Consider the following 26,011-nt stretch of genomic DNA (forward strand, 5'->3'; position numbering starts at 1 on the left):
CAAGTACGGCTATCGCCGACGGAATTCGCATCACCGCGGCGGCCGATCGCCCAGCCATCGCCGCGTTGGGATCACGCGTCGTAGGGTTGTGCCCATGAATGATGGGAGCGAGGCGCGGCCATGAGTCGATTCGGTGGGTTCCCACTCGCGGGATTGGACTTCTACGAGGATTTGGAAGCCGATAACTCGAAGGCCTTCTGGATGGCGCACAAGGATGTCTACGAGGAGTCGGTCAAGGCGCCGATGGTCGCGCTGACCACGGAGTTGGAGGCGGATTTCGGGACTGCCAAGATTTTCCGCCCGTACCGGGACGTGCGCTTCTCCAAGGACAAGGTGCCATACAAGACCGCGCAGGGCGCGGTGGTCAGCGTGGCCCCGGGTACGGGCTGGTATGTGCAGATCAGCGCGGCCGGACTCTTCGTCGGCGGCGGATTCTACGCGGGCTCCCCCGCCCAGATCGCCCAGTTGCGCGCCACCATCGATGACGAGGTCCGCGGCGCAGAGCTGGCGGCGATTCTGGCCGAGCTCAGCGCGGACGGATTCACCATCGGCGGCGAGCAGTTGAAGACCAAGCCGAAGGGATATGACGCCGACCATCCACGCATCGATCTGCTCCGGCACAAATCGCTGACCTGCAGTAAGGAATACGGCGCACCGGCCTGGTTGGACAAGCCCCGCGCCGCCAAGGAGGTCCGCACCGCCTGGGAGGCGATGCGGCCTTTCATCGAATGGCTGGGCGCAGTGGTCAGTGGTGCACCCGCTCGAACCTAGGGGTGGCAGCTGGGGTGGGTAGGCTCAGCCGCGGGCGGCGAGCACGAGGGCGAAGCGGTCGTCCGGATCGGTCCAGATCTGTTCGGTCTTGAATCCGGCGGCGGCCAGTTCGGCATCCAGGCCGTCGATGCGGAATTTGGCGGAGATTTCGGTGCGCATCTGCTCGCCGCGGGCGAACTGGACGGTGAGGTCCAGTTCGCGGACCGTCACGGTCATATCCTCGGTGGCCGCCAGGTGCATTTCGATCCACTCGTGTTCGGTATCCCAGATGGCGACGTGGTCGAACTTGTCCGGTTGGAAATCGGCGTCGAGGCGACTGTTCAACACATGCAATACATTTCGGTTGAATTCGGCGGTGACACCGGCCGCGTCGTCGTAGGCGGGTACCAGTGCGGCGGGATCGGTGACCAGGCCCGCACCGAGCAGTAGCCGCTCGCCCGGCTCGAGCACCTCGTGGATGCTGGACAGGAATTCGGCCCGTTCGGCGGGAACGAGGTTGCCGATGGTGCCGCCGAGGAAGGCGATCATGCGTCGGCCGCCGCCCGGCAGATTATGCAGGGTGTCGGTGAAATCGCTGACCACACCGTGCACCGCGAGGCCGGGAAATTCGGCCGCGATCTCCGCGGCGGCGGCCCGCAGCGCGGAGGACGAGACATCCTGCGGAACATAGGTTTTCAGTGGTCCCTCGGTGCTCAGTGCCGATAGCAGCAGCCGGGTCTTGGCGGCCGAGCCCGAGCCGAGTTCGACCAGGACCTCGGCCTGTGCGGTCCGGGCCATCCCGCCGACGACCCGCTCCAGCAACGCGCGTTCGGTACGGGTCGGGTAGTACTCGGGGAGTTCGGTGATCTGCTCGAACAGTTCACTGCCGCGCGCGTCGTAGAACCACTTGGGTGGCAACCACTTCGGGTCCGCGGTGAGGCCGAGCCTGGCATCCGCGCGCAACGCCGAGGTGAGGTCGTCATCGGATAGGTGGATCTCCAGCGTCGGTGCAGTCATAGGAGCGAGCCTTTCGTGCTTGGAACGTCGAGTAGCGGTGTGACGGACAGCGCGCCGGGGCGGGCGCTGACCAGCTGTCGATCCGGAATCGACCGCCAGCGCGGATCGTCGTCGAAGGGTTCCGAGGACAGGATGGCGAAATCATCGGTGACCAGAGCGGACAGCGAGTGGTAGACGGTGGTCGCCCACAACTGCTTGCCATCACCGAGCAGGAAATTCAGTCGGGCGCCCGGGGATTGAGCCAGTACGGCCGCGACCAGCAGACTCAAAGCCGCCGGTGCCGCCGCCCAGGAACCATCGGGCGTATCGGTCGAGAGCAGACTGCGCAGGATCACCCAGAGCATCGCCGCATCAGTCGCGGATTCGGCCTCCAGCAACTGCATCGGGTCGAACAACTGACCCGCGCCGAGTTCGGTTGCGGTGCAGCCGAATTCTTCGGCGACCGCGCTGAGCGCCCGCCGCCAATCGGGCACCACACCGTTATGGCTGAATGCCCACCGACCATGCGTGAACGGCGCACAAGCAGTCCGCTCGACCGGCATGCCCACGGTGGCTGAGCGAACCGCCGCCAATACCGCCCACGACTGCAGTTGCGGCAGAACCTCTTCCACGGCGGGATCGGTCCAAATGGGTGCCGAATTGCGATACCGGCTGACGGTCACGCCATCGTCGTCACGCCACCAGGCCACCCCGAAACCGTCCGCATTGATCGTCCCGCCCCCGCGCATATCCTTGGGTGCCCACGCCTGGGTCCGCAGGGAATGCGAACCGAGCGTCAACATGTCGCCCACCCGCACCGGCGGACCGACGTAACCGAGTTGACGACACATCAGCGCTCACCTCCCACCAGCACACGCCGGACTGGAGCGCCGGTCGGCCGTGGTGACGACGCGGCCGACTGCCCGCCGCTCGGGATCGGCGCGGCCATCATCGAGCCCCTCACTCGCCCTCGCCTTCTCGCAGGTCGCGGGCCAGGCGGAAGCCGGCGAAGATCTGGCGGCGGATGGGGTGGTCCCAGTTGCGGAAGGTGCCGCGGCAGGCGACCGGATCGGTGCCGAAGGAACCGCCGCGCAGGACGCGGTAGTCGCCGCCGAAGAAGACATCGGAGTATTCGGCGTACGGGAAGGCGCGGAAGCCCGGATACGCCTCGAAACCCGATGCGGTCCATTCCCATACATCGCCGATGAGCTGGTGCACACCGGCCGGCGAGGCACCGGCCGGGTACGCACCGACCTCGGCGGGTTCCAGATGCCGCTGGCTGAGATTCGCGGTGGCGGAATCGGGTTCGGTATCGCCCCATGGGTAGCGGCGGGAAGTGCCGGTCTGCGGATCGAAGCGCGCCGCCTTCTCCCATTCGGCCTCGGTGGGCAGGCGCTTACCAACCCAGTTGGCGTAGGCCTCGGCCTCGAACCAGCAGACGTGCACCACCGGCTGCTGCGGGCGCACCGGCGTCATCACGCCGAATACCCGACGCCACCAGCGCCCGGCCGGATCGCACTCCCAGAACTGCGGCGCTACCAGGCCCGCCTCCTGCCGGTGCGCCCAACCGCGTTCGGACCACAGCTCGGGCCGCTCGTAGCCGCCGTCGGCGATGAAGGCCAGGTATTGCGCATTGGTGATCGGTGCGACGTCGATGGCGAAGGCGGATACGTGCACCGGATGTGCCGGGCGTTCGTTGTCCAGTGCCCATGGGTCGGTCGAGGTGCCCATGGTGAATTCGCCTGCGGGAATGACGACTTCGCCACCGACCAGAGTCGCCGCCGAGGGCGCGGCGGGCGCGGACAGCACGGCAGGGCCGGTGCGCAATTGATGGGTGGCGAGCATGGTTTCGTCGTGCTGCTGCTCGTGCTGGGCGATCATGCCGAACGCGAAGCCGCCGTCGACCAGCGGATTACCATGTAAGGCACTGGTTTCCAACACATCCCACACCTGATCGCGCACGGTGCCGACATAGTCACGAGCCTGGGTGGGGTTGAGCAGCGGCAGTTCCGGGCGATTGGCGCGAGCGTTTTTGAACGCGTCGTACAGCTCATCGATATCGGCGCGCACCGCTTCGCGTCGGCCGACATCGCGCACCAGCCAGAGTTCTTCCTGATTGCCGATATGGGCGAGATCCCAGACGAGCGGGCTCATCAGTCGCGAATGCTGGGCGACCAGCTCGGCTTCATCGAGGGTGGTGAGGCCGGTGGTGCGATCCCTTGCGCGGGTGAGCACTTCGGCGATCCGGTCACGCAATTGTTCGGTGCCGGAATTATCCGTTGCGGGGTACTGAATGGTCACGATGGGTATCTCCCGAACTCGGTCTGGTCGGCGACGCGCGGTTGCGGGACCACGGTCACGGTTGGTCCTCGGGCTGATCCGCCGCACGGGGCGAAGCGAGTTCATCGGTCGGGGTGCGACCACAGCGACAGCGCTCGGCGGCGGATTCGATCTCACGGGCCGCCGCTGGACTCGCCGCATGGGCCGCGGCCAGGGTCAGTAACTCGACCGCGACGTCACGGATCTCCGGATCAGCCAACCCGCAGCGCGCCGCGTCGAGCCAACGGCCCGCGAGTGGTGTGGCGAGCGCCGTCGCCTCGGCGATGACCACCGCAGACGAGAGCAGGGCGTCGACGACGTGGATCGGGACGGTCCAGTCGTTATCGGGCTGAGCGTCCAGATAGCGGACCTCGAGATGTCCGGACGCCCGTACCGGTGGGAACAGCGTGGTCAGGTGATAGTCGAGATCGCCGATAACGGGACGCCGGCCGATCTCGTCGTCCAGCGCACCGGACAACCAGTCCGCGAAGGTCGCCTCCGGCGGCGCAGACCAGCCGATATCGCTGCCATTGCCGGATATGCCATGGGGGCGACGGATGCACAGCAGCGGGACATCCAGGGCCCAACGCGCATACCCGGCGACCGGGTCCGGCCAGGACTCCACCGCGGGACGGGTGCGCGCGTGGTCGAGACGCAGCCAGGTGCGCATGCGCTGCGATGCCCACGCACCCACCGGGGCGCCGTGTAATTCGGGTGAGCACGCGAAGGCGGCTACTAGCGCGGGGCCGATCGTGTACAGCGCATTCCACCGGGCGGTGACCTCGGCACGGTCCGCACCGGCATCGACGCTGACCTGCGTCGCGGCGGTATTGCACATCATCAATTTGCCGAAGGGGCCGATACCGCCGAAGGACTGTTCCATGGCGCGATAGCGCGGTAACCGTAGGACCCGCTTGGCGCGGCGGTCCGCGTCGGCGGCGGCGGAGACGGGGCGGATGGATCGGGATTCGAGCAGGTCCCGCAGCATCCGAGCATCGGTGCGCAAGCCCTCGCACAACTGCGCGGCAGCGGCGAACGGGGCGCTGGAGAGTTCGATCTGACCGCCGGGTTCGATGGTGACCCGGCTGCCCCCTGGCAACGGAAGTGCCGGTGAATCGGGGGCGATGGACCGCGGTGCATAGGGTCCGAGCGCATCTGCGAATGCAGCCAGTTGCGGGCGGGGGGCGGCCGATGGGCCGGACGACGAACACTCACCCTGCACGGTGAGCCATTCCAGTTCGGCGCCGATGAGCGTCGGTGGTCCCAGCTTGAAGCAGATTTTTTCGAGATAGGCCTCGGCCGCGGCGCGTGAGGACAGTTCGCCGCCTGCGGGCGCGATAGCCCGCTCGGGGTGTTCGAGCGTGACTGCCATACCAACCTCCACCATGTGAACCGGGTAACCGTAGTTGTGCTGCGTATGCGCCGCCGGTTGTCGTTCAGGTAGTTCTGTATCGCCGTGGATGCCGGTCGTATTCCAGTGCGCCGACCCAAACCAGGGTAGCGAGGAGCACAGACGAGAAAGGTGACAAGAGTCTGAATTCGTGGTCGTACCCAGCGGGGGACTCGCGCACCATGGCCCGGACCTGCGCCGACTCGTGCGACGACCCAACGCGCCGATTTCGGCGATACTGTCGAGGCCATGCTCGATGAGAATCGCGTACGTGCCGACACACCGGTCTACGGTTCCGGATCCGACCTGGTCTTCCTCGACAGTGCGGGCTCCTCGTTACCGCCCCGAGTCGTTGTCGATACCGTTGTGGCGCATCTGCGACGCGAGGCCGAAATCGGCGGCTACCGCGCGGCTAACGAGCGACTCGACGACCTCGCCGCAGTGAAAACCGATATCGGTCGGCTCATCAACGCCGATCCGACCAGCATCGCGCTCAGCGACAGCGCGACCCGCGCATGGGCGGACTTCTTCTATTCGGTCCCGCTCGGGCCCGGCGACCGCATCCTCATCTCCGGCACCGACTACGCGAGCAATGCCATCGCCGCGCTGCAGCGGGCCAAGGCGACCGGTGCGGTGGTCGAACAGATTCCCAGCGACAGCAGCGGCCAGCTCGATCTCGACGCACTCGCCGATATGGTCGACGAACGGGTCAAGTTGGTGTCGGTGCTGCATGCCCCCACCAATGGCGGTCTGGTCAACCCCGCCGTCGACGCCACTACGATCGCACATTCGGTCGGCGCACTGGTGCTGCTCGATGCCTGCCAGTCCGCCGGCCAGCTGCCGATCGATGTGGCCGAACTCGATGTCGACGCGCTCTCGGTTACCGGCCGCAAATGGCTGCGCGGGCCGCGCGGCACCGGATTCCTTTATGTGCGACCGGAATTGGCCGCATCGATGGAGCCGCAGCGGCTGGACCTGCACGGCGCGCAGTGGACCGCCCCGCGGGAGTATTCCCTCGTCCCCGACGCGAGTCGATTCGAATTCTGGGAATGCGATGTCGCGGCGCGACTCGGTCTCGGTGCGGCCGTGCGATATCTGCTCGAACTCGGACCCGAGGACGTCTACGACGCGATCGCGGCTCGCGCGGAACACCTGCGCAAGTCACTACCGGAAATCGACGGAGTCACCGTGCGCGACATCGGGATTCGGCACAGCGGCATCGTTTCGTTCACCGTCGAAGGGAAATCCGCGGTCGAGGTGCGCGATCGCCTTGCGGCACAGAATATTACGGTGACGGCGAGCCATGCCAGCTCTACGCTGCTGGATATGACCGCCCGTGGCCTGGATTCGGTGGTGCGCGCCTCGCCGCACTGCTTCGTTCGTTTCGAGGAGCTGGACCGGTTCGTCGACGCGGTCGCAACGCTCTGATGTCACCTCGCGAACTGGTCGTACTCGGCACCGCCAGTCAGGTTCCGACCAAGCAGCGCAACCACAATGGGTATCTACTGCGCTGGGGCCAGGAGGGGATCCTCTTCGATCCAGGCGAGGGTACCCAGCGGCAGATGACCTACGCGGGCGTATCGGTCACCGATATCACCCGGATCGCGGTGACGCATTTCCACGGTGATCACTGTCTGGGACTATCCGGCATCATCCAGCGGATCAATCTGGACAAGGTCGCCCATCCGGTCGACGTGTACTACCCCGCGTCGGGTGAGGTCTTCTTCGATCGGCTGAGCAATGCCAGCTCCTTCTATCGAACTGTCGAGCTTCGGCCGCATCCGATCACCGATCCAGGTCCACTGGATGCGCCCGACGCACCGTTCGTCCTCGAAGCGGTCCCGCTATCGCATCCGGTCGACACCTTCGGCTACCGGCTCACCGAACCGAACGGTGTGCGCATCCTGCCGGAGCGGCTCGCCGCATTCGGCCTGCACGGCCCGGCGGTCGGACAACTGCAGCGTACGGGCAACATCGAATTCGACGGGCGCACAATCACACTGGCGGAGGTCAGCGAGCCGCGGCCGGGCCAGAGCGTCGCATTCGTCATGGACACTCGCCTCTGCCCCGGCGTATCGACCCTAGCCTCGGGAGTGGACATGCTGGTGATCGAGGCGACCTTCCTGGATGCCGACGCCCGCCTCGCCGAGGAATACGGCCATCTCACGGCCGGGCAAGCGGCCCGGGTCGCCGCCGAGGCGGGCGTGCACACGCTGGTACTGACCCACTTCTCCCAGCGCTACCGCGATCTCGACGACCACCGCGCCGAGGCGTCCGCGTACTTCACCGGCGAGATCGCGGTCGCGACCGATCTCGCGAGAATCCCACTCCCGCAACGCCGTTAGCCCGAAGGGGCGCGGGCGGGCAGATCGCACGCGAGCCGGATCCGCACCCGTTGCCAGGATCCACACCTGCTACGGGATTCGCGGCCGATACGGCTGAGACGATCCCGACAACGCTGTGGCTGTCAGCCAGGCGCAGTGCGAGGACTCAGGCGAGGAGAGCGCGCGTGTCGGTTCCCGGGCCGACAAGGCGCAGACTGCGGTTGTCCAGGAGAGCGGCGATGCCATGCAGGTTGGTCCACAGCGCGATAGCGGCGGCCCTCGGGTCGGTGGCGGACGGTCGCAACTTCGTGGACCACTACGCCGCCACCTTTGATTCGAACCGTTCGTAGGTTCGCGCCCCCGATCAGCCGACCAGATCCGACAAGTTCACCGCCTACTGCCGGTGGAACCGTTAACGCGAAGCACAATTGACGGGATAGTTGGAACAGGCCGGTGCACAACGTCCGGCCATCGCACCATGGGCGATCAGGAGTTGGACTTGAGCAGGTTCACCGATGAGATGTACGCGACGGCGCAAACCTCGGTTCGCGGGCTGGTGACCGGGGAACCGAATGCGCCGCTGCGGCAGACCTGGCGCGAGATCCACGGGATCGCGCGCCGGATGGCGGGCGGACTGGCGGCGGCCGGTATCGGACACGGCGACGCGGTCGGCGTACTGGCCGGGATGCCAGTCGATATCGCACCGACGTGTCAGGGCATCTGGATGCGCGGCGCGTCGATCACCATGTTGCATCAGCCGACCCCGCGCACGGATCTGCTGGTCTGGGCGCGCGATACCGAGACCGTGCTGTCGATGATCGAGGCGCGCGCTGTGGTACTCGGCGCGCCCTTCGAGGCCGCCGAACCGGTGCTGCGCGAGCGCGGCATCACCGTGGTGCGCATCGATCAACTGCGCGACGGCCAGGAGACCGATCCGGTGCCGACCGTCGAGACCGATATCGCGTTGCAGCAGTTGACATCCGGTTCGACCGGATCACCGAAGGCGGTGCGGATCACACACGGGAACTTCTACGTCAACGCCTACGCCATGTTCGACCGGGTGAAGTTCCAGCTCAACGACGATGTGATGATCAGCTGGCTGCCGCTTTTCCACGATATGGGGATGGTCGGATTTCTCAGCGTCCCGATGCAGTTCGGCGCCGAAGTGGTCTGCGTGACACCGATCGACTTCCTGATGCGGCCACTGCTGTGGGCCGAGCTGATCGACAAGTACCGCGGCACCGTCACGGCGGCACCGAATTTCGCGTACTCGCTGCTGGCCCGCCGGCTCATGCAGGCCGAGGACGGCGCCTACGATCTCAGCAGCGTGCGGTACATGTGGAACGGCGCCGAACCCGTCGATCCGGACACCATGGAAGCGCTGGCCGCGGCCGGCAAACGCTTCCGGCTCAATCCCATGGCGCTCACCCCGGTCTACGGCATGGCCGAAACCACACTGGCCGTATCTATTCCGGATCCCGGACATGGACAGATCCTCGATGTCATCGATGCCGATCTGCTGGAGGCGCTGGGCAAGGCCGTGCCGGCGCACGACCACCACGGCAATGTCCGCCGCCTGCCAACGCTCGGCTATCTGGTCGACAATCTGGAGGGCCGGGTCGTCGACGCGGAGCGCCAGCCGCTGCCGTCCCGTTCCGTCGGCGTGATCGAACTGCGCGGTCCCGCGGTCACTTCCGGCTATGTCACGGTCAACGGGTTCCGCCCGGCACAGGATCCGGACGGCTGGCTCGACACCGGCGATATCGGCTACTTCACCGATGAGGGCCTGATCGTGGTGTGCGGCCGGATCAAGGACGTCATCATTATGGGCGGCCGCAATATCTACCCGACCGATATCGAGCGTGCCGCCCTGCGCGTGGCGGGTGTGCGCCCCGGCAATGCCGTCGCGGTCCGCCTGGACGCGGGTGAGAAGCGGGAAAGCTTCGCGGTCGTCGTGGAAAGCAATGACCACCAGAATGCCGACGAGGTCAAGCGCATCGAACGCGAAATCGTGCACGCGGTGTTCTCCGAGGTCGGCGCGCGCCCCCGCACCGTCGCCGTCCTCGGCCCCGGCGCCCTCCCCAAAACCTCCTCGGGCAAGCTGCGCCGCGCCGCCACCGCGATTCACCTGCGGTGAACCGAACGGCGTCCTAGTGCAACTGGTTCTGGGCTGGCTCGAGCCCGACGCGCAGTAGCAGTTCGACCGCGTCCGCGGCCTGTTCGACGATCACCGGCACTTCCTTGCGCTCCACCGACGAAAACGGTTTGAGCACATAGTCCGCCGGGTCCTGGCGACCCGGCGGGCGGCCGATGCCGATGCGGGCGCGCAGATAGTCCTTGGTGGTCAGGGCACTGGAGACCGAACGCAATCCGTTGTGCCCGCCCTCGCCGCCGCCGCGCTTGAGCCGGACCTGACCGAACGGCAGATCCAGTTCGTCGTGCACGACGATCACTTCGGTCGGCGGCACCGAGAAGAATTTCGCCAGCGCCGCGACCGGTCGCCCGGACAGATTCATGAACGAGCGCGGCTTGGCGATCAAGACCTGACGCCCGTCCAGCCGGGCCTGCAACAGATCCGCGCCGGACTTCTTGTGCACAGCAAAACGGCCGCCGACACGCTGCGCGAGCACGTCGGCGACCAGAAAGCCGATATTGTGCCGGGTGCGCTCGTACTCGGGACCTGGGTTGCCAAGTCCGACCACGAGCGCGGGCCCGGTCGAGGATTCGGTCATCCGGATAACCGATCCGGGGAGTTCTTACTCGGCGCTCGCGGCTTCGCCGGCTTCCTCGGCGGGAGCCTCGGCGGCCGGGGCGGCGATGATGTTGACGATCAGGGCCTCCGGGTCACCGGCCAGGGTGGCACCCTTCGGCAGCTCGATCGCGCCCGCGGCGATCTGGGTGCCGGCCTCGGCGCCCTCGATCGAGACCTCGATGGCCTCCGGAATGTTGAGCGCTTCGGCCTCGATGGACAGCGTGGTGGATTCCTGGGTGACCAGGGTGCCCGGACCGGCCTCACCGGTCAGCGTGACGTTCACATCGGCGGTGACCTTCTCGCCGCGCTTGACGATCAGCAGGTCGGCGTGCTCGATGTAACGGCGAATCGGGTGCACCACAACGGATTTGGTCAGCGCAAGCTGGTTCTTGCCGTCGATGACGAGGTTCAGCACGGCATTGGTGCCGTGCTCGCGCAGGATGGCGGCGAAGGCCTGGGCGTTGAGCGAGAGGTGCTGCGGGTCGGCGGCGTGGCCGTACAGCACGGCGGGAACGTTGCCCGCGCGACGGGTGCGGCGGGCGGCGCCCTTGCCGAACTCCGTGCGTACGGCGGCTTCGAGAACGTTGGCGTCGGACATGACTGGATCTACTCCTACGGCTCTTACGGGCTGTCAACAGTGCGCCAGGGACCGTTATCCGCCCTGGCAAAGGTTGGTCTATTCGTCGGGCGAAGACCGAACGAGGACGGCCGAGAGCCGCGCCGCGTCGATCACGGTGAACGCATTACGTCTGCGGTCACCCTCGCCGAGACAACCCGAACACCATAGCGCAAGTGTTTATGTCAAGCTGAATTGGGTGGCGGGGTCGCCTATCACCGAGGTCGGTGCGCTCTCCGGTGTGTGCCGTCCGCATGGGCGCCGGTCTGCCGTCGGCATGCCATAGACGGGTCGCGTACGCTGGAGCGGTTGCCGATCGGCCGTCTGAAAGGTTGTTGAAGTTGACCGCCTCCACTGAGGGTGTCGTCACGCCCGCCCCGCGTGGTTTGCCCGCCGAGGTCGCCCGGCGGCGCACATTCGCGGTGATCTCCCATCCAGACGCAGGCAAGTCGACGCTCACCGAGGCACTGGCATTGCACGCCAGAATGATCTCCGAGGCGGGCGCGATCCACGGCAAGGCCGGACGCAAATCCACCGTGTCGGACTGGATGGAGATGGAGAAGGCGCGCGGTATCTCCGTGAGCTCGACCGCGTTGCAGTTCAACTACCGCGCCGCGGGCTCGGAGATCGATAACGTCATCAATCTGGTCGACACCCCCGGCCACTCGGATTTCTCCGAGGACACCTACCGCGTGCTCACCGCCGTGGACGCCGCGGTCATGCTCATCGACGCCGCCAAGGGTCTGGAGCCGCAGACACTGAAGCTGTTCCAGGTGTGTCGCCATCGCGGCATCCCGGTCATCACCGTGATCAACAAATGGGACCGGCCAGGCCGCGCGCCGCTGGAACTGCTCGACGAGATCAGCGAACGGATCGGCCTCATCCCGACCCCGCTGTTCTTGCCGGTCGGCATCGCCGGTGACTTCCGCGGGCTGCTACGTCGCGGTCCGGAGGGTGTGGCCGACGAGTACATCCACTTCACCCGGACCGCGGGTGGTGCGACCATCGCGCCCGAGGAATCGATAGATCCGGAATTGGCCGAGGCCCGCGAGGGGCACGCGTGGACGACGGCCGCCGAGGAGAGCGAACTGCTCTCGGCCACTGGACAGGACCACGATCAGGAGATGTTCCTGGCCGGGCAGACCTCCCCGGTCATCTACGCCTCCGCGATGCTGAATTTCGGTGTGCGCCAACTGCTGGAGACCCTGGTCGCACTGGCGCCCGCACCCGGCTCACGCGCCGATATCGCCGGCACGTCGCGCGGTACCACCGATCCGTTCAGCGCGGTCGTCTTCAAGGTGCAGGCCGGAATGGATGCGGCACACCGGGATCGGCTCGCATTCATGCGGATCGTCTCCGGTGAATTCGAGCGCGGCATGGTTGTCACGCACGCGCAGACCGGGCGACCGTTCGCGACCAAATACGCGCTCACGGTTTTCGGACGCGAACGCTCGACCGTCGACACCGCATACCCCGGTGATGTGGTCGGCCTCGTGAATGCCACCGCACTGGCGCCTGGACACACGCTGTTCGTGGACAAGAAGGTGGAGTTCCCGCCGATCCCGTCCTTCGCACCGGAGCACTTCGCAGTGCTGCGGGCGCAGAGTGCGGGTAAGTACAAGCAGTTCCGCAAGGCCATCGACCAGCTCGATTCCGAAGGCGTGGTGCAGGTGCTGCGCAATGACGCGCGCGGTGACGCGGCACCGGTGCTCGCGGCGGTCGGTCCGATGCAGTTCGAGGTCGTCACCGCGCGGATGCTCGCGGAGTTCAGCGTCGAGACGCATCTGGAGCACCTGCCCTACACGCTGGCCCGGCGCACCGATGCGGAGTCGATGGCCGAACTCGATCGGCAGCGCGGGGTCGAGGTGTTCACCCGCTCCGATGGGGCGCTATTGGCGCTGTTCAGCGATAAGTGGCGGTTGCAGTACATCGAGAAGGAGCATCCGAAGCTCACGCTCGAGCCGCTGGTCGCCACGGCGGACTAGGGATCAGCCGCAGCGACCGTTCGCGACCCGATCGGCGAGGGACGCGGAGTCGCGGCGCTCGGGCCACCGCGCTCACCCGGCCTCGGGTTCCGCCGCCTCCGGGGCGGGCTCGCGCCGCAGCGGGGTGGTGGGGCCGGGTTCGCGTTCGACCGCCGCCATGCCGTCCTCCCGCGTGATCAGCCCCCAGCGACTCGACGTCAGCCGCAGGCTCGGCAGATCGCTGAGCGAGAGCACGACCTCATAGGTTCGTTCATATCCGGTATGCGCGATGCGCCACTGACCGTCCGTGCAGCGGACGTAACGATCGGTGTAGAACGCCGCGCCACGCAACAGCATGTTGTGCGCCGGTATCAGCACCGTGTCGGCGAGATACCAAGTGCCGGTGGCAGTGTCGCCTTCGACATCTATCTCCGGATGATCGCATCGGTGCTCGGTGATGACGTGCGGACCGAGGGTGTTGCGCATGAACGCCAGGAACGCGTCCCGCGACTCGAACTGCAGGTATTCGCTGTAGGTGGCGGTCGCCTCCGGGATCATGGTATCCGCAAATTCATCCCACGACTTGGTGTCGAGGGTGCGCAGATACCTGAACTTCAGGCGACTGATCGCTGACACAGCATCCTGGTCCATATCTCAACAATCCCATTCGAAGTCGCGGTGCTACAGAGATTGGGAGATTTGTATCAGATTGCTATCACTTCGCGCCGAATCAGCGGTCAACCGTACGAGTCAGTTCCCGATAGTGAAGCAGGTGTTGCAGAAATCGCTGCCGAATTCGGTCAGCCGCAGACTCTTGCGCACAATCTTGGGCGCACGTCCGGCCTTCTTCAGCGCGGCCTCGACCACCGGCTGCACCTCGAGCACCATATAGCGGCTCAACACCACCGGATCATCGGAAACCTGGGTCAGGCCGAGGCGGTTGAGGTTGATCAGATAGGTGCGCGCGCGGTCCGGATAACGGACACCGGCCTGTTCCGGAACCGAAGTCAGAGCACCGGTCACCAGTTCCGAGCCGATGCCGAGCGGACGGTTGGTACGCACATCCACCGTCGGCTGCGGACCGTTCAACGCCATGAACCGCAGAATGCGCGCCTCATCCGGAGCCAACTCGTCGAGGATCCGGTCATAGGCCGGGTGCACGTCCTCGGTGAAGTAGACATCGGCGGAGCGCGCGAGCAGCGCATCGCCGCGGCGACGCAATTCCGCACTGCTGGCCGAGCGCATCGGCGCGCCGATACCGATCGGCGCCTGCTGCGGCGCACCGTTGGAAGTCGGTACGTAGCTGACGATTTCGCGCACCGACCCCTCGGTGACACCGAGCGCGCTACGGGCGATGGAGCGCAACGCATTACCGGTGCGCTCGGCGATATCCGCCGACGACTCACCATCGAGCGCGGCCTGGGTGATCTCCTTGGTCACCTCATAGGTCGTCTCGACGGCCCACTGACTACCGCGCACCATGGTGCCCGCCGCGAGCCCCGCCGCTCGGAACACACCGCGAATCAGCCGCGCCTCGTTGCTGATCTGCCGCTGTTCGACATCCGAGCTGCGCTCCACCGCGCGGGAACCGGCCGGGGCCATGTCCTGTCCGGTCCTGTCGTCTGTCACTTCTACTCCGATGTATTGCCAAGTGAACGAATACGCCCACAGATTATTGCCAGCCAGCCTTCCAGGTATGCCCTACCGTGAGCCGAGTCGGCCGGCAAACCCGCCGACCCCTGCTATCCGACGCGTGATGGCCGCCATTGTCTCCGGCGTTGGTTGACACTACGACATTGCGGACACACAGTGTGACTGATGTCTCAGACAATCGGCTGTGGGTCGAGACACTCGCAGTGGACCGGCTGCTCCACCTCACAGTAGGGTCCGTCTGCCGACTGGGTGCTAGTTTGGGTTGCCGGTGAGGCGGCGGTCACCGGTGTATCGGCAGGAGGGTGTCGTGTTGGAGAGCGTTTTCGGGGTGCACCCGACAGTCCTCCTGGAGTTAGTGACTATCCCCCTCTTCACCGGCATCATCGGTTACATCACCAACTGGACCGGCATCCTGATGTTGTTCAAGCCGGTCGCCTTTCACGGTATTCATCTACCCGGATTGCGCGCGCTGTTCCCCTTCCTGCCCAAGCGAATTCAGGTGCTGCCGCTGCTGAGCTACGACGGCCGAATCGGCTGGCAGGGCATCGTGCCGTCGCGCGCGGACAAAATGGCGAGCATCGCGGTCGACAAGGGCCTGGCGAAACTCGGCAGCGTCGCCGACTTCTATCGGGAACTGGAACCGGACAAGCTCGCCGAACACCTCGCCAGTATTGCCGACGCACAGATCAGGGACATCGTCGAAGAAATCCTGCGCCGCGAACATCCGCAACTCTGGTACAACCTGCCGACCGGTGTGCGCGAGATGATTCATGCGCGAGTCCGCCAGCAGCTGCCCGATATTCTGCGCGAGCTGACCAATGAATTGGGCGCCAATATCGATCAACTGCTGGACGTCAAGCAGATGGTCATCCGCTATTTCCAGGCGCGTCCGCATCTGCTCAACACCCTTTTCCAGGTGCTGGGCGCCAAAGAACTGCGCTTCATGCAGAACTTCGGTTTCTACTTCGGCGCGCCGATGGGTGTAGTGCTGGTCGTGGTGCTGCATCTGACCGGGTGGTCGACGCTGGTTGTGCTGCCGATCGGCGGCGTCATCATCGGCTGGGTGGTCAACTGGATCGGCCTGAACATGATCTTCGCGCCCGCATACCCGAAGTGGTGGTGCCCGTGGCGGCAGGGTCTGCTCATCAAGCGCCAGCTCGAAATCACCGACGGCTACGCGGAATTGGTCTCCAGTCAGGTGATTACCGTCGCGAATATCGGTGACGAGCTGCTGAACGGCCCGCGCTCGGACCGGACTATGCAGATGCTCGAGGACACGCTGCGCCCGGCCGCGGACCGGGCGCTCGGACCAGCGCGACCGGCGGTGAAGTTCGTGCTCGGCAGCCGAGAGTACGATTCGCTACAGTCGACGCTGACCACCGAGGCCATATCCATCGCTCCAATCGCCTTCGCCGATCCGGACTTCAACGTCCAGCAGGGTAGGCAGATCAACGACTACATCGCCAAACAGATGGCGGCGCTATCGCCCCCCGACTTCGTGGATATGCTGCGATCGGCCATCAAACAGGACGAATGGCTCCTTTTTCTGCATGGCGGCGTGTTGGGGCTCTTCGCCGGATACGCTCACATCCTGATCTTCGGAACGGGAGTGGCGACAACATGGCTGTGACTGAAGCTGGCGGCGACGATCCGCGAGCCGCCGGGCGGGGCTCCGAGCGAACGGCCCAGTCCGAAGTGGCCGAAACCGCAACAACTCCCGAGTCGGAATCGGGCCAATCGACGCAGATCGCACGGCTGCCGGTCGGCGCGATCGAATCGGCCGCGCCGAAGCGGGAGCCCGGCTCGCTGCGCAAGACCGTGCGGGCGACGACCGGGGTCGCCCGGGTCGCGGTGAGCGCGGCGGCCGGAGTGACCGCGTGGGGCATCGACACCGCCCTCGGCGTCGGGGCCACTGTGGTGCGCGGCAGTATCGCCGGAAGTCCACCGCGTGCGGTGCTGGCCGAGGCCGAGGCCGAGGTACGCGACGCGGTACGGCGCGCGTTGGGTCTGCCCGCCACGCCCGAACAGCCCACGCCCGACGCCGTTCCCACGCTGCGCGAGCAGGGCGCGGCGCTGCTGCGGCTTTCGGCGAGTACGCAGGGCGAGCCCCAGGAAACCCACCCGGCCTTCGCGCACATGCTCGAGGAGTTGACCCCCGATGAGGCGCGCATCCTGCGCTTCCTGCACCTCGACGGCCCGCAGCCCTCGATCGATATCCGCGCCGGACGGCCACGCGGCATCGGTGTCGAGCGAATCATCTCCGGGCTCAACCTGATCGGCGAACATGCGGGCCTGCGGTTTCCCAACCGCATCCAGCAATATCTGCCCAATCTGCGCCGCCTCGGCCTGATCGAATTCGTCAAGGAACCGGTGGGCAACCCGAACCGCTACCAGCTCCTCGAAGCCCAATCCCCGGTCCGAGAAGTGTTGAAGCGCTCCGGTTTCGGTACCAAGGTCTACTACCGCAGCGTCGCGCTCACCGGCTTCGGCGCGGACTTCGTCCAAACCTGCCTGCCGGTTGTCGTCCAGGACGGGCGCGTCTCCGGCACCAGCTAGACCAGCGCCGCTCGGATCAGGCGCCGTCGGCCAGTTCCAGCCAGCGCTCCTCCACGGATTCCTTCTCAGCCAGGACCTGTTTCAGCTCGGCGCCCAGGGTGCTGAGTTTGTCCGGATCGGTGGCGGCGTCAGCCAGGGCGGTGTGCAGGCGCTGCTCGCGCTCGGTGAGTTTGTCGATGGTGCGCTCCAGTTTGGCCAACTCCTTACGGGCGGCGCGGTAGGCGGCGGAGTCGGTGGCTGGGGTTACGGCGGGCTTGGGCTCGGCGGATCGCGTTGTGGCGGAGCTCGATGCGGCGCGCTTCTTCAGATATTCATCTATACCGCCGGGTAGGTTGGTGAGCTTTCCGTCGCCGAACAGGGCCCAGGTGGAGTCGCAGACGCGCTCGATCAGATAGCGGTCGTGACTGATCACAACCAGAGTGCCCGCCCAGTTGTCGAGCAGGTCTTCCAGTTGTTGCAGGGTGTCGATGTCCAGGTCGTTGGTCGGCTCGTCGAGCAGCAGAACATTCGGTTCGGACATCAGGATGCGGGTCAGTTGTAGCCTGCGACGCTCGCCACCGGATAGGTCGCCGACCGGGGTACGCTGGCGGGCCGGGGTGAAACCGAGACGCTCGGCCAGCTGACCAGCGGATATTTCCTTGTCCCCCAGCATGATTCGCTGCGCGATCTGCTGTACCGCTTCCAGGACGCGCAGCTCGGTGGGCAGGTCGTCGAGTTCCTGACGCAGCCAACCGATCTGGACTGTCTGCCCCTGAATGCGTTTGCCTGCAGCGGGTTCGATGGCACCGGCCAGCGTGCGTAGGAGCGTCGTCTTGCCGGAGCCGTTCACGCCTACCAGGCCGACTCGCTCCCCCGGTGCCAGGCGCCAGGTCAAGTCGCGCACCAGCTCTCGGCCGTCCGGAGTGGTGAGGGTGGCATCCTCTAATTCGATGACGACGCGGCCCAGGCGCTTTCGCGCGAATGCGGCCAGCGAGACGCTGTCGCGCGGTGGCGGCACATCGGCGATCAGCGCCTCGGCCACCTCCACCCGATAGCGCGGCTTGGAGGTGCGGGCCTTCGCACCGCGCCGCAACCAGGCCAACTCCTTGCGCGCCAGATTCGCGCGCCTGGCCTCGGCGGCATCGGCCTGCCGCGCCCGCTCGGCACGTGCGAAAATCCAGTCGCCGTAACCACCTTCATAGCTCTCGACCTTGCCGCCGACGACCTCCCAGGTGTCGGTGGCCACGGTGTCGAGGAACCAGCGATCGTGGGTCACCACCACCAGGGCGCTGCGGCGTTCGAGCAGATGTCGGGCCAGCCACTGCACGCCCTCGACATCGAGATGGTTGGTCGGCTCGTCGAGCACGAGCAGATCCAGATCGCGAACCAGCGCGGCGGCCAGTGCGACGCGGCGGCGCTCGCCACCGGACAGATTGTCGACCGAGGTGTCCAAACCGAGGCCCTCGATGCCGATGCCCGCCATGACCGCACGGATGCGCGGATTCGAAGCCCATTCGTGTTCGGCTACGCCGTAGCCATCTCGGCGCTCCAGGGGCCCTCCGTGGTCACGCAAGCTATCGCCTCCGTGCCCGTCGCTCGCGCCAGCCGGCCGCGCATCATCGGCCAGTCCGGCCAGCACGACGGATCCGACGGTCGCGCCAGCGGGCAGCACGCCACGCTGGGTCACCACCGCCATCCGCAGCCCGCCGACTCGGCTCACCCGGCCACTGTCGGGCGGTTCGAGACCGGTCAGCACCTCCAACAGGGTGGTCTTGCCGCCACCGTTCAGGCCGACGACACCGATCCGCTCGCCCGCGTGAATGCCGAGCGAAACGTTGTCCAGGAGCGGTTTGATACCGAAACTCTTGGAGACCTGTTCGAGGTTGATCAGGTTGGACATGGATCCTTCCGGGGATGACAGCCGGCGGGGTGGGTGGGCTCGGCCCGCCTCTGGCGCGTATTTTGCCGGCCGTGCGAGCCTACTCACCTTCCCTCGCGGGCCAACGGTCGCGGTCCGGGACCTGTTTTGGACGTACCCGACGACGAGTTATCAATGTCCTTGGCGAAATCAGTGATCACTTGCCGGAGTCCTCGGCCGTTTGCACAACGAACGCCGTTCGTTTACAGTGAATTCACGAACGTCGTTCGTTACGAACAATGTTAGCGATAGCGCTCCCGAGGACAGCCGCAGAATGGGAGCCCCATCTCGAGATCGAGATAATCGGGGGCGGCACGGTTTCGATTTCCGCTTATCTGGAGGCTCTCATGCACGTCGGACTTGGTCTGCCCATTTCCGATCCCGCCGCCCTGCTCGACTGGGCCCGCCGCGCCGATGCGGGTCCGTTCTCCACTCTCGGTCTGCTCGACCGACTCGTCTACGACAATCCCGAACCACTGGTCGCGCTCGGCATGATCGCCGGTGCCACCAGCCGGATCAAGGTACAGACCGAGGTGCTCATCGCGCCGCTGCGCGAGCCGACGCTGCTCGCCAAACAGGCCGCCACCCTCGATCGCATGTCCGGTGGCCGGTTGGTGCTCGGCCTCGGCGTCGGCGGTCGCGCGGATGATCACATCGCCTCCGGCACCGAGCTGCGCTCCCGCGGCCGCCGCCTGGACAAACAGCTCGAGATCATGCGCCGCCTGTGGTCCGGCCGGCCGTACAACGCCGACTGCGGACCGATCGGTCCGGCACCGCTGCGTCCCGAGGGACCCGAGCTGCTCTTCGGCGGCTTCCAGCCCGCCGCCATCGATCGCGTCGGCCGTTGGGGCGGTGGCTTTCTCGCCGCCGCCGCACCGTCGTGGGCCGGTGGTCTGTTCGACACCGCCCGCCGCTCATGGAGCGAACACGGCCGCGACGGTGTGCCCCGCATTGTCGCTCAAGTCAATATCGCGCTGGGCGCACCCGGCGTCGTCGAAGACGCCCGCGCGTCGATGGGGGCCTATTACGAATTCAGCGGTCGTGCCGATTTCATGCTGGCCGGAATGCTCACCACGCCCGCCGAGATCCGCACGACCATCGGCCAATTCGAGGATCTCGGCGCCGATGAGGTCATGCTCTATTGCTACGGTCGCGACGCCGACCAAGTGGACCGCCTCGCCGACGTGATCGCATAACCCGGCGAAACGTCAGCGCTTGCCGGGTGCCTCACTGCTGATGACCCGCGCACCGGGTACCGGTCCGCTCGCGGTGCGCACGCTGCGGCACACACCCGCACCCGCGAGCTCGGCCGCGACCGCCACCGCGGCCTCCTCGCTGTCACAGAGAAATGCGCAGGTCGGGCCGGAGCCGGAAACCAGCCCGGCCAGCGCACCCGCACCGACGCCCGCGCGCAATGTCCGCCGCAACTCCGGCTGCAGCGACAGGGCCGCTGCCTGCAGATCGTTACCCAACAGGGGCGCAAGCTGTTTCGGATCACCGGAGGCCAGCGCCTGCATCAATTCCTGCGGCCCACCTAGCCGGGGCGGGTTGCCGATTTCGCGTAGCCGGTCTAGTTCGGCGAAGACGGCGGGGGTGGACAATCCGCCCTTGGCGAGCGCGAGCACCCAGTGAAAGGTATTGCGGGACAACACCGGAAGCAGCCGCTCGCCCCGACCGGTGCCGAGCGCCGTTCCGCCGTGCAGCGCGAACGGCACATCGCTGCCGAGTTCGGCTGCGACCGCGAATAATTCGTCGCGAATCAGCCCGACATCCCAGAGTTCGTTCAAACCGACCAGCGCCGCGGCGGCATCCGCACTGCCGCCCGCCATCCCGCCCGCCACCGGAATGCCCTTATTGATGGCGATTTCCACCAGCGGGGCGCGGCCGGCCAGATGTGCGATGCGTACGGCGGCCTTCCACACCAGATTGGTTCGATCGGTCGGCACATCGTCGGCGCCCTCGCCGCTGACCCGTACCGTCAACGAAGCGGCGGGGGCCAGTTCCAGATCATCGCTGAGCGAGAGGGCCTGGAACACCGTGGTCAGCTCGTGGTAGCCGTCCGCGCGCACATCACCGACGCCTAGGTGGAGGTTCACCTTGGACGGCGCGCGCACGACGACGGGACTTGGCACAACTGACAACACGGTGCTCAAGCCTATCCCGTGGGTACGACAGGTGCTCAGCTCGAGACGAGACATTCACCGCCCATGTGCCGGACGGTTACCGCAGGGCCCCGCCGGTGGCATCGATCCACTGCCCGTGACCCACCGCGAATCGTCGGAGGCGAGGAATGCGGTGATATCCCCGATAACACCGGATGTGGTCACACGTGCACCGACCGGGGATGCCCCCGTTCGTTCGATCCGGATGCCGCACTGGAAAGGCGCTGCGACTGTTCTGGGCACGCGGCTGCGAGGCGACTTCGATCGGCGATCCGACCGCGGCGATGGGAATCGGTACGCCGAGCCGGTATGCCGCATTCGGCGACAAGGCGACCTTGTTCAATGAGGTCGTGCAGGCCGTCGACGCGCGCTACGGCAGCTTCATCGCGCGCGCTCGCCGAGGAGCCGACCGCCGAGGCGACGGTGCGCCGCATTCTTTTGCCGCACGGCTGCGTGGTGATCAGCGCCGGACTCAACACCACCAGCCCGAGATCGCCGACCTGGCCCGCGCAACCGATGCGGCCATGGGCATGTCGCAGGCGGCCCGGGATGGCGCGAGTCTCGATCAACTGAAGCGGGTGGCCGAAATGGCGATGCACGGCTGGCCTTCCGCTACTGGAGGCTGGATCAGCAGACAAATTCGGCTGGGCGATCGGGAACTATCCGAACCTACGTAGCGACTAGTCGACGAACCCCTGGAACGACAGAGCGACTCGCACTTGCATTCAATACCCTCCGGGGGTATGTTCATTGGCGTCGGGGATACCCCCGCACCGTATGATCGAATGTGAGCGAAGGAGTCGGAGATGGCCACGAGCACCTACACCGTCACGGGGATGACCTGCGGACATTGCGTCAACTCGGTCAAAACGGAGATCGGCAAGATCGATGGAGTGACCAGCGTGGACGTCGACCTCGCCAGCGGTGCGGTCCGGGTGGACAGCACCGCACCGCTCACCAACGCCGACATCGTCGCCGCCGTGGACGAGGCGGGATACGAGGTCGCCGTCTGACGCAGGCCCGGCCGAGATTCGCCGCGGCCGGCGGCGGTCTCGTCGCACTGTTCGGTGTCGAGCCCGGTATCGGCGCTCTGATGGGCGATCCGACCAGCACGGCACCGAACTGGGGCGTAGGGGCATCCGGTTGTCTTGCGCGCCAGCAACCTTGCCTATCCGCACAGCCATCCGCAGGGCGAAATCGGCCGCATGCCAGCAGGTCCGGAGGTCGGCTTTCATGCCCGACCTCGAGTGCGGGCGCATTTCGGCGGTATCCAGACTTCTCCACGGCGATGTCGTGCATACCGCCGAGTTCACCGCGCGCGTCGAATCATTCACAGCGCCGTTCCCGGTGCGTGATGCCGGCGTGACGACCAACGAGGCAAAAGTTGGTTGTCCACAATCTCTTTCACCATGGCGACGCCTCAGCAAGCCAACCGCGTGGATGACGCGGTACGCGATCCCGCCTCGATCACAACAGAAACCGACCGGCCCGACGTACGCGCCATTGCCACTCACGCCTGGGCGGCGAGGCGGACGAAGGCTGCGGTGTCCAGGGTTTCGCCACGGGCGGTCGGGTCGATACCGGCCCCGACCAAGCGGCGTTCGGCTTCGGCCGGCGTACCGGCCCAGCTGCCGAGGGCGGCGCGGAGGGTTTTGCGGCGCTGCGCGAAGGCGGCGTCCACGACCTCGAAGACGCGCCGGCGGTGGGCCTCGTCCATCGACCACGGCGGTTCGGCATAGCGTTCGATGCGGACCAGGCCGGAGTCCACGCGTGGCACCGGCCAGAACACCTGGGTGCCCACCGCGCCCGCGCGGCGCACGGTGCCGAAGAAGCCCGCCTTGACGCTCGGCACACCGTAGATGCGACTGCCGGGTTCGGCGGCGAGGCGGTCCGCAACCTCAGCCTGCACCATCACCAATGAGGTTGCGATGCTGGGCAATTCGGCGAGCAGGTGCAGCAGTACCGGCACGGCGACGTTATAGGGCAGATTCGCCACCAGCGCCGACGGTACCGCGGGCAGGTTGTCCGCGCGGACGCGCAGCGCATCGGCTGCCACGACGGTCAAATTCCCGGCCAGCTCCGGCGCGCGATCGGCGACGGTCACCGGAAGGTGCTTCGCCAGTACGGGATCGATCTCGATGGCGATGACCGAATCCACCACATCGAGCAGCGCCAATGTCAACGAACCGAGCCCAGGCCCCACCTCGAGCACCGTATCTCCGCGACCCACCCCGGCCGCCGCGACAATCCGCCGCACCGTATTGGCATCGTGCACGAAATTCTGTCCGAGCTGCTTGGTCGGCCGCACGCCGAGTCGCTCGGCCAGCGCCCGCACCTCGGCGGGTCCGAGCAGCGCAGCACTCCCACGCGCGGAAATATCGGGTTCGGACACGTCCGACAAGGTATCAACCCAACCTGTCCGTGCCCGAGTGGCACAGTTGAATCGGCGATCAGCCGATACTCGAGCCGCCGATGCAGCCGGGCCAGGCGCCCCACCCCTGGAGGGCGCGGGTGACTTCGGCGATCGCGATCTGTTCTTCGCGGGTGGCCAGGTCGGGGCGCGGTGCGTATTTGAGACCGCCCTGGCGTTCCCAGGTGCCCTGGTCGAATTGGATGCCGCCGTAGTAGCCGTTGCCGGTGTTGATCGCCCAGTTACCGGTGGATTCGCAGCGGGCGAGCGCATCCCAGATATCGCCGTCACGCACCGGCGGCACCTCGGTGCCGGGCTTGGCGCCCTTGCGGACGGTCTTCGGCTGCGCCGTCACCAACACATTCGAGGCGATCGGCCGCCGACCGACCTCCTGGCCATTGACCATGGTGACCGCGAACGTCACGTCCTGTACACCGGGCTCACCCGGGCTCTCCACCACGGTCCGGCTCATATTCAGGGTCGGATCCTCGATCACATTCTCCGACGGATCCAGCGGCACCGTCTCGACCTTGTTCTCGATGCGTTTGCGGGTCACCACGATCCGCTGCCCGTCGGTGAGCGGCGTCGTTGCCGCGGGCTCGACGGTGTCCTCCTCGATCAGCGGAATGCCGGCGACGGCAAGAAATTCACCGACGGTCGGCGCGGCCAGTCGAACATCGACCGGATTGCCGATGCCGTCGAGCAGCGATACCGAACGCGGGCTGGCGATCTGCAGCGCGGCGCCCTCCAGCGGCAACTTCTCATTGCGGGCCGGGGAAACGAATACCTCGCCGGACAGGTGCAGTTGGTCGACCACATCACCCGCGGTCAGACCGGTCGACCACACCTTCTCGGCCTTGCCATCCAGCGATACCGCGACCTCACGCGCCCGGATGTAGGTGATGGTCGCGCCATCGGTAATCGTCGCGGCCAGCGCGGGCCGGACCTGGTCGCGGTCGTTCACAGAGAAACCCGCGGCCTTCAACACTCCGCTGACATTGCGCGACATGGTGGTCTGCGTCATCCGTTCGCCATCCACGACGACCGTCACCGTCTTGCGGTTCACGATCGCCATCGCGGCACCGACGATCAGCGTCACCAGCAGCGCCGCGACCGCTACGTACAGCAGCGGCGAGCGGGACTGGTTGATCCTCGTGAATGGAGACATGGTCACAGTACGATAACGAAGGGGTCGGGCGTCGACAACCGCAGACTTACCAGCGGCAGGTTTCAATATCACAAATCAATATCGACACCGCAGCTGAATCACAAAATGTACCGAGCGAAGTGACCTAGAACACATCAGCCATACAAGGTCGGGGAACCGACTTCTCGAGCAATGCCGCCAGAACTCCCGATGAGCTTGAACAGAAATGCAATCGGTTCAGATGCCGTAAATGCGGCGGGCGTTCGCGGTGGTTATTTCCGCGAGCGCCAACGGATCCTGTTCACGCAATTCCGCAAGGGCGCGCACAGTGAACGGCAGGCAATACGGTTCATTGGGCGCACCGCGGAACGGATGCGGAGTCAGATACGGCGCATCGGTCTCCACCAGAATCTGGCTGTCGGGCACCACCTTGGCGGCCTCCCGCAATTCATGGGCGTTCTTGAAACTCACCGTGCCGGAGAAGCTGAGGATGTACCCCTCGGCCACACACGACATCGCCATATTGGCGTCCGAGGAAAAGCAATGGAAGATCACGGTTTCCGGCGCGCCCTCGTCCAGCAGTACCGTCAGCAGATCGTGGTCGGCCTCGCGGTTGTGGATCATCAGCGGTTTGCGCAAGCGTTTGGCCAGGTCGATATGCCAGCGGAAGCCCTCGATCTGATCCTCGATATCGGCGCAGCCCTCGAGCTTGCCCGGCCAGTAGTAATCGAGTCCGGTCTCGCCGATCGCGACAACACGCGGATCGGCGGCCAACCGCTCCAGCTCGACCTTGGTCGAGTCATCCAGCACATTCGCCCGCGTCGGATGCAGCGCTACCGCGGCGAACACCCGGCGGTCCCAATTCGCGGCCCGCACGGCCCACTGCGCTGCGGCCAGATCATCGGCAACGGTGACCACGTGGCCGACCCCGACCGAGGCCGCGCGGTCCACGATCACCGCGGTCGACTCCGCGTCGGTAGCGCCGCAGGCATCCAGATGCGTATGCGCGTCCACCAGCGGCGCGAGCGGTTCCGGCAGCTCGGGCGCGGGCCGTTTGGCGCTCACGACTCCGCCT

At 66.1% G+C, this 26,011-nt stretch carries 23 protein-coding genes; 10 read left to right on the plus strand and 13 right to left on the minus strand.

Annotation, left to right across the window (positions count from 1 at the left end; all coding sequences use genetic code 11):
- Positions 1-120: 120 nt before the first annotated feature.
- A complete protein-coding gene (locus tag AB0L63_RS02295; protein ID WP_364493368.1) occupies positions 121-771 on the plus strand; it encodes a DUF2461 domain-containing protein in 651 nt (216 codons plus the stop codon).
- A gap of 24 nt (positions 772-795) precedes the next feature.
- Here the strand turns inward: AB0L63_RS02295 and egtD are convergent, their stop codons facing one another.
- From egtD to egtA, 4 genes are all read right to left on the minus strand, one after another.
- Positions 796-1,767 carry an L-histidine N(alpha)-methyltransferase gene (gene egtD, locus AB0L63_RS02300; protein WP_364493370.1) on the minus strand — a complete coding sequence of 324 codons (972 nt, stop codon included), beginning with the start codon at positions 1,765-1,767 and terminating at the stop codon, positions 796-798.
- On the minus strand, positions 1,764-2,597 hold the full coding sequence (gene egtC, locus AB0L63_RS02305) for an ergothioneine biosynthesis protein EgtC (protein ID WP_364493372.1): 834 nt from the start codon (positions 2,595-2,597) through the stop codon (positions 1,764-1,766). The genes egtD and egtC overlap by 4 nt, the downstream gene beginning before the upstream one ends.
- 109 nt (positions 2,598-2,706) lie before the next feature.
- A complete protein-coding gene (gene egtB, locus AB0L63_RS02310; RefSeq protein ID WP_364493374.1) occupies positions 2,707-4,047 on the minus strand; it encodes an ergothioneine biosynthesis protein EgtB in 1,341 nt (446 codons plus the stop codon).
- 55 nt (positions 4,048-4,102) lie between these two features.
- A complete protein-coding gene (gene egtA / locus AB0L63_RS02315; RefSeq protein WP_364493376.1) occupies positions 4,103-5,437 on the minus strand; it encodes an ergothioneine biosynthesis glutamate--cysteine ligase EgtA in 1,335 nt (444 codons plus the stop codon).
- Between the two features lie 267 nt (positions 5,438-5,704).
- Between egtA and AB0L63_RS02320 the strand changes: the two genes are divergently transcribed.
- From AB0L63_RS02320 to AB0L63_RS02330, 3 genes are all read left to right on the plus strand, one after another.
- Positions 5,705-6,883 carry an aminotransferase class V-fold PLP-dependent enzyme gene (locus tag AB0L63_RS02320; protein WP_364493378.1) on the plus strand — a complete coding sequence of 393 codons (1,179 nt, stop codon included), beginning with the start codon at positions 5,705-5,707 and terminating at the stop codon, positions 6,881-6,883.
- Positions 6,883-7,800, plus strand: a complete 918-nt coding sequence (locus AB0L63_RS02325; RefSeq protein ID WP_364493380.1) for a ribonuclease Z — start codon at positions 6,883-6,885, stop codon at positions 7,798-7,800. Before AB0L63_RS02320 ends, AB0L63_RS02325 begins: the two co-directional genes overlap by 1 nt.
- 478 nt (positions 7,801-8,278) lie before the next feature.
- Positions 8,279-9,916: a fatty acyl-AMP ligase gene (locus AB0L63_RS02330; protein ID WP_364493382.1), complete on the plus strand. Its 1,638-nt coding sequence runs from the start codon at positions 8,279-8,281 to the stop codon at positions 9,914-9,916.
- A 13-nt stretch (positions 9,917-9,929) separates the two neighbouring features.
- On the opposite strand, the gene pth is transcribed toward AB0L63_RS02330, so the two are convergent.
- Positions 9,930-10,511 (minus strand): aminoacyl-tRNA hydrolase, encoded by a 582-nt coding sequence (gene pth, locus AB0L63_RS02335; protein WP_364493384.1) that lies wholly within the window; start codon positions 10,509-10,511, stop codon positions 9,930-9,932.
- A 24-nt stretch (positions 10,512-10,535) separates the two neighbouring features.
- On the minus strand, positions 10,536-11,129 hold the full coding sequence (locus tag AB0L63_RS02340; RefSeq protein WP_364493386.1) for a 50S ribosomal protein L25/general stress protein Ctc: 594 nt from the start codon (positions 11,127-11,129) through the stop codon (positions 10,536-10,538).
- 359 nt (positions 11,130-11,488) lie between these two features.
- On the opposite strand from AB0L63_RS02340, the gene AB0L63_RS02345 reads away from it, so the two are divergent.
- Positions 11,489-13,132: a peptide chain release factor 3 gene (locus tag AB0L63_RS02345; protein ID WP_364493388.1), complete on the plus strand. Its 1,644-nt coding sequence runs from the start codon at positions 11,489-11,491 to the stop codon at positions 13,130-13,132.
- A 72-nt stretch (positions 13,133-13,204) separates the two neighbouring features.
- On the opposite strand, the gene AB0L63_RS02350 is transcribed toward AB0L63_RS02345, so the two are convergent.
- Together AB0L63_RS02350 and AB0L63_RS02355 are read right to left on the minus strand one after the other, a co-directional pair.
- The gene (locus tag AB0L63_RS02350; RefSeq protein ID WP_364493390.1) at positions 13,205-13,762 is read right to left on the minus strand and encodes a nuclear transport factor 2 family protein; all 558 of its coding nucleotides are present in this window, start codon (positions 13,760-13,762) and stop codon (positions 13,205-13,207) included.
- A 99-nt stretch (positions 13,763-13,861) separates the two neighbouring features.
- A complete protein-coding gene (locus AB0L63_RS02355) occupies positions 13,862-14,740 on the minus strand; it encodes an Abi-alpha family protein (protein WP_364493392.1) in 879 nt (292 codons plus the stop codon).
- Between the two features lie 331 nt (positions 14,741-15,071).
- Here AB0L63_RS02355 and AB0L63_RS02360 point away from each other — a divergent pair, with 331 nt between their 5' ends.
- Positions 15,072-16,394, plus strand: a complete 1,323-nt coding sequence (locus AB0L63_RS02360) for a hypothetical protein (RefSeq protein ID WP_364493394.1) — start codon at positions 15,072-15,074, stop codon at positions 16,392-16,394.
- On the plus strand, positions 16,385-17,320 hold the full coding sequence (locus AB0L63_RS02365; protein WP_364493396.1) for an Abi-alpha family protein: 936 nt from the start codon (positions 16,385-16,387) through the stop codon (positions 17,318-17,320). Before AB0L63_RS02360 ends, AB0L63_RS02365 begins: the two co-directional genes overlap by 10 nt.
- A 16-nt stretch (positions 17,321-17,336) precedes the next feature.
- On the opposite strand, the gene AB0L63_RS02370 is transcribed toward AB0L63_RS02365, so the two are convergent.
- Positions 17,337-19,199, minus strand: coding sequence for an ABC-F family ATP-binding cassette domain-containing protein (locus tag AB0L63_RS02370; protein ID WP_364493398.1), 1,863 nt, complete (start codon positions 19,197-19,199; stop codon positions 17,337-17,339).
- Positions 19,200-19,564: 365 nt separating this feature from the next.
- Here AB0L63_RS02370 and AB0L63_RS02375 point away from each other — a divergent pair, with 365 nt between their 5' ends.
- Entirely contained in the window at positions 19,565-20,413 is an 849-nt protein-coding gene (locus tag AB0L63_RS02375) for an LLM class flavin-dependent oxidoreductase (RefSeq protein WP_364493400.1), read from the plus strand.
- A 12-nt stretch (positions 20,414-20,425) separates the two neighbouring features.
- Here AB0L63_RS02375 and AB0L63_RS02380 read toward each other — a convergent pair whose 3' ends face one another.
- Positions 20,426-21,361, minus strand: a complete 936-nt coding sequence (locus AB0L63_RS02380) for a 4-(cytidine 5'-diphospho)-2-C-methyl-D-erythritol kinase (protein ID WP_364493402.1) — start codon at positions 21,359-21,361, stop codon at positions 20,426-20,428.
- Between the two features lie 200 nt (positions 21,362-21,561).
- Between AB0L63_RS02380 and AB0L63_RS02385 the strand changes: the two genes are divergently transcribed.
- Positions 21,562-22,056: a TetR family transcriptional regulator gene (locus AB0L63_RS02385; protein ID WP_364493404.1), complete on the plus strand. Its 495-nt coding sequence runs from the start codon at positions 21,562-21,564 to the stop codon at positions 22,054-22,056.
- 129 nt (positions 22,057-22,185) lie between these two features.
- A complete protein-coding gene (locus tag AB0L63_RS02390) occupies positions 22,186-22,392 on the plus strand; it encodes a copper ion binding protein (RefSeq protein ID WP_364493406.1) in 207 nt (68 codons plus the stop codon).
- A 497-nt stretch (positions 22,393-22,889) separates the two neighbouring features.
- Here the strand turns inward: AB0L63_RS02390 and rsmA are convergent, their stop codons facing one another.
- From rsmA to AB0L63_RS02405, 3 genes are all read right to left on the minus strand, one after another.
- Positions 22,890-23,771: a 16S rRNA (adenine(1518)-N(6)/adenine(1519)-N(6))-dimethyltransferase RsmA gene (rsmA, locus tag AB0L63_RS02395; protein WP_364493994.1), complete on the minus strand. Its 882-nt coding sequence runs from the start codon at positions 23,769-23,771 to the stop codon at positions 22,890-22,892.
- A gap of 58 nt (positions 23,772-23,829) precedes the next feature.
- Complete coding sequence (locus AB0L63_RS02400; protein WP_364493408.1) at positions 23,830-24,957, minus strand: transglycosylase family protein; 1,128 nt, start codon at positions 24,955-24,957, stop codon at positions 23,830-23,832.
- 216 nt (positions 24,958-25,173) lie between these two features.
- On the minus strand, positions 25,174-26,001 hold the full coding sequence (locus tag AB0L63_RS02405; RefSeq protein WP_364493410.1) for a TatD family hydrolase: 828 nt from the start codon (positions 25,999-26,001) through the stop codon (positions 25,174-25,176).
- Between the last annotated feature and the right edge of the window lie 10 nt (positions 26,002-26,011).

Source organism: Nocardia sp. NPDC051990 (assembly GCF_040680755.1).
Taxonomy (GTDB): Bacteria; Actinomycetota; Actinomycetes; order Mycobacteriales; family Mycobacteriaceae; genus Nocardia.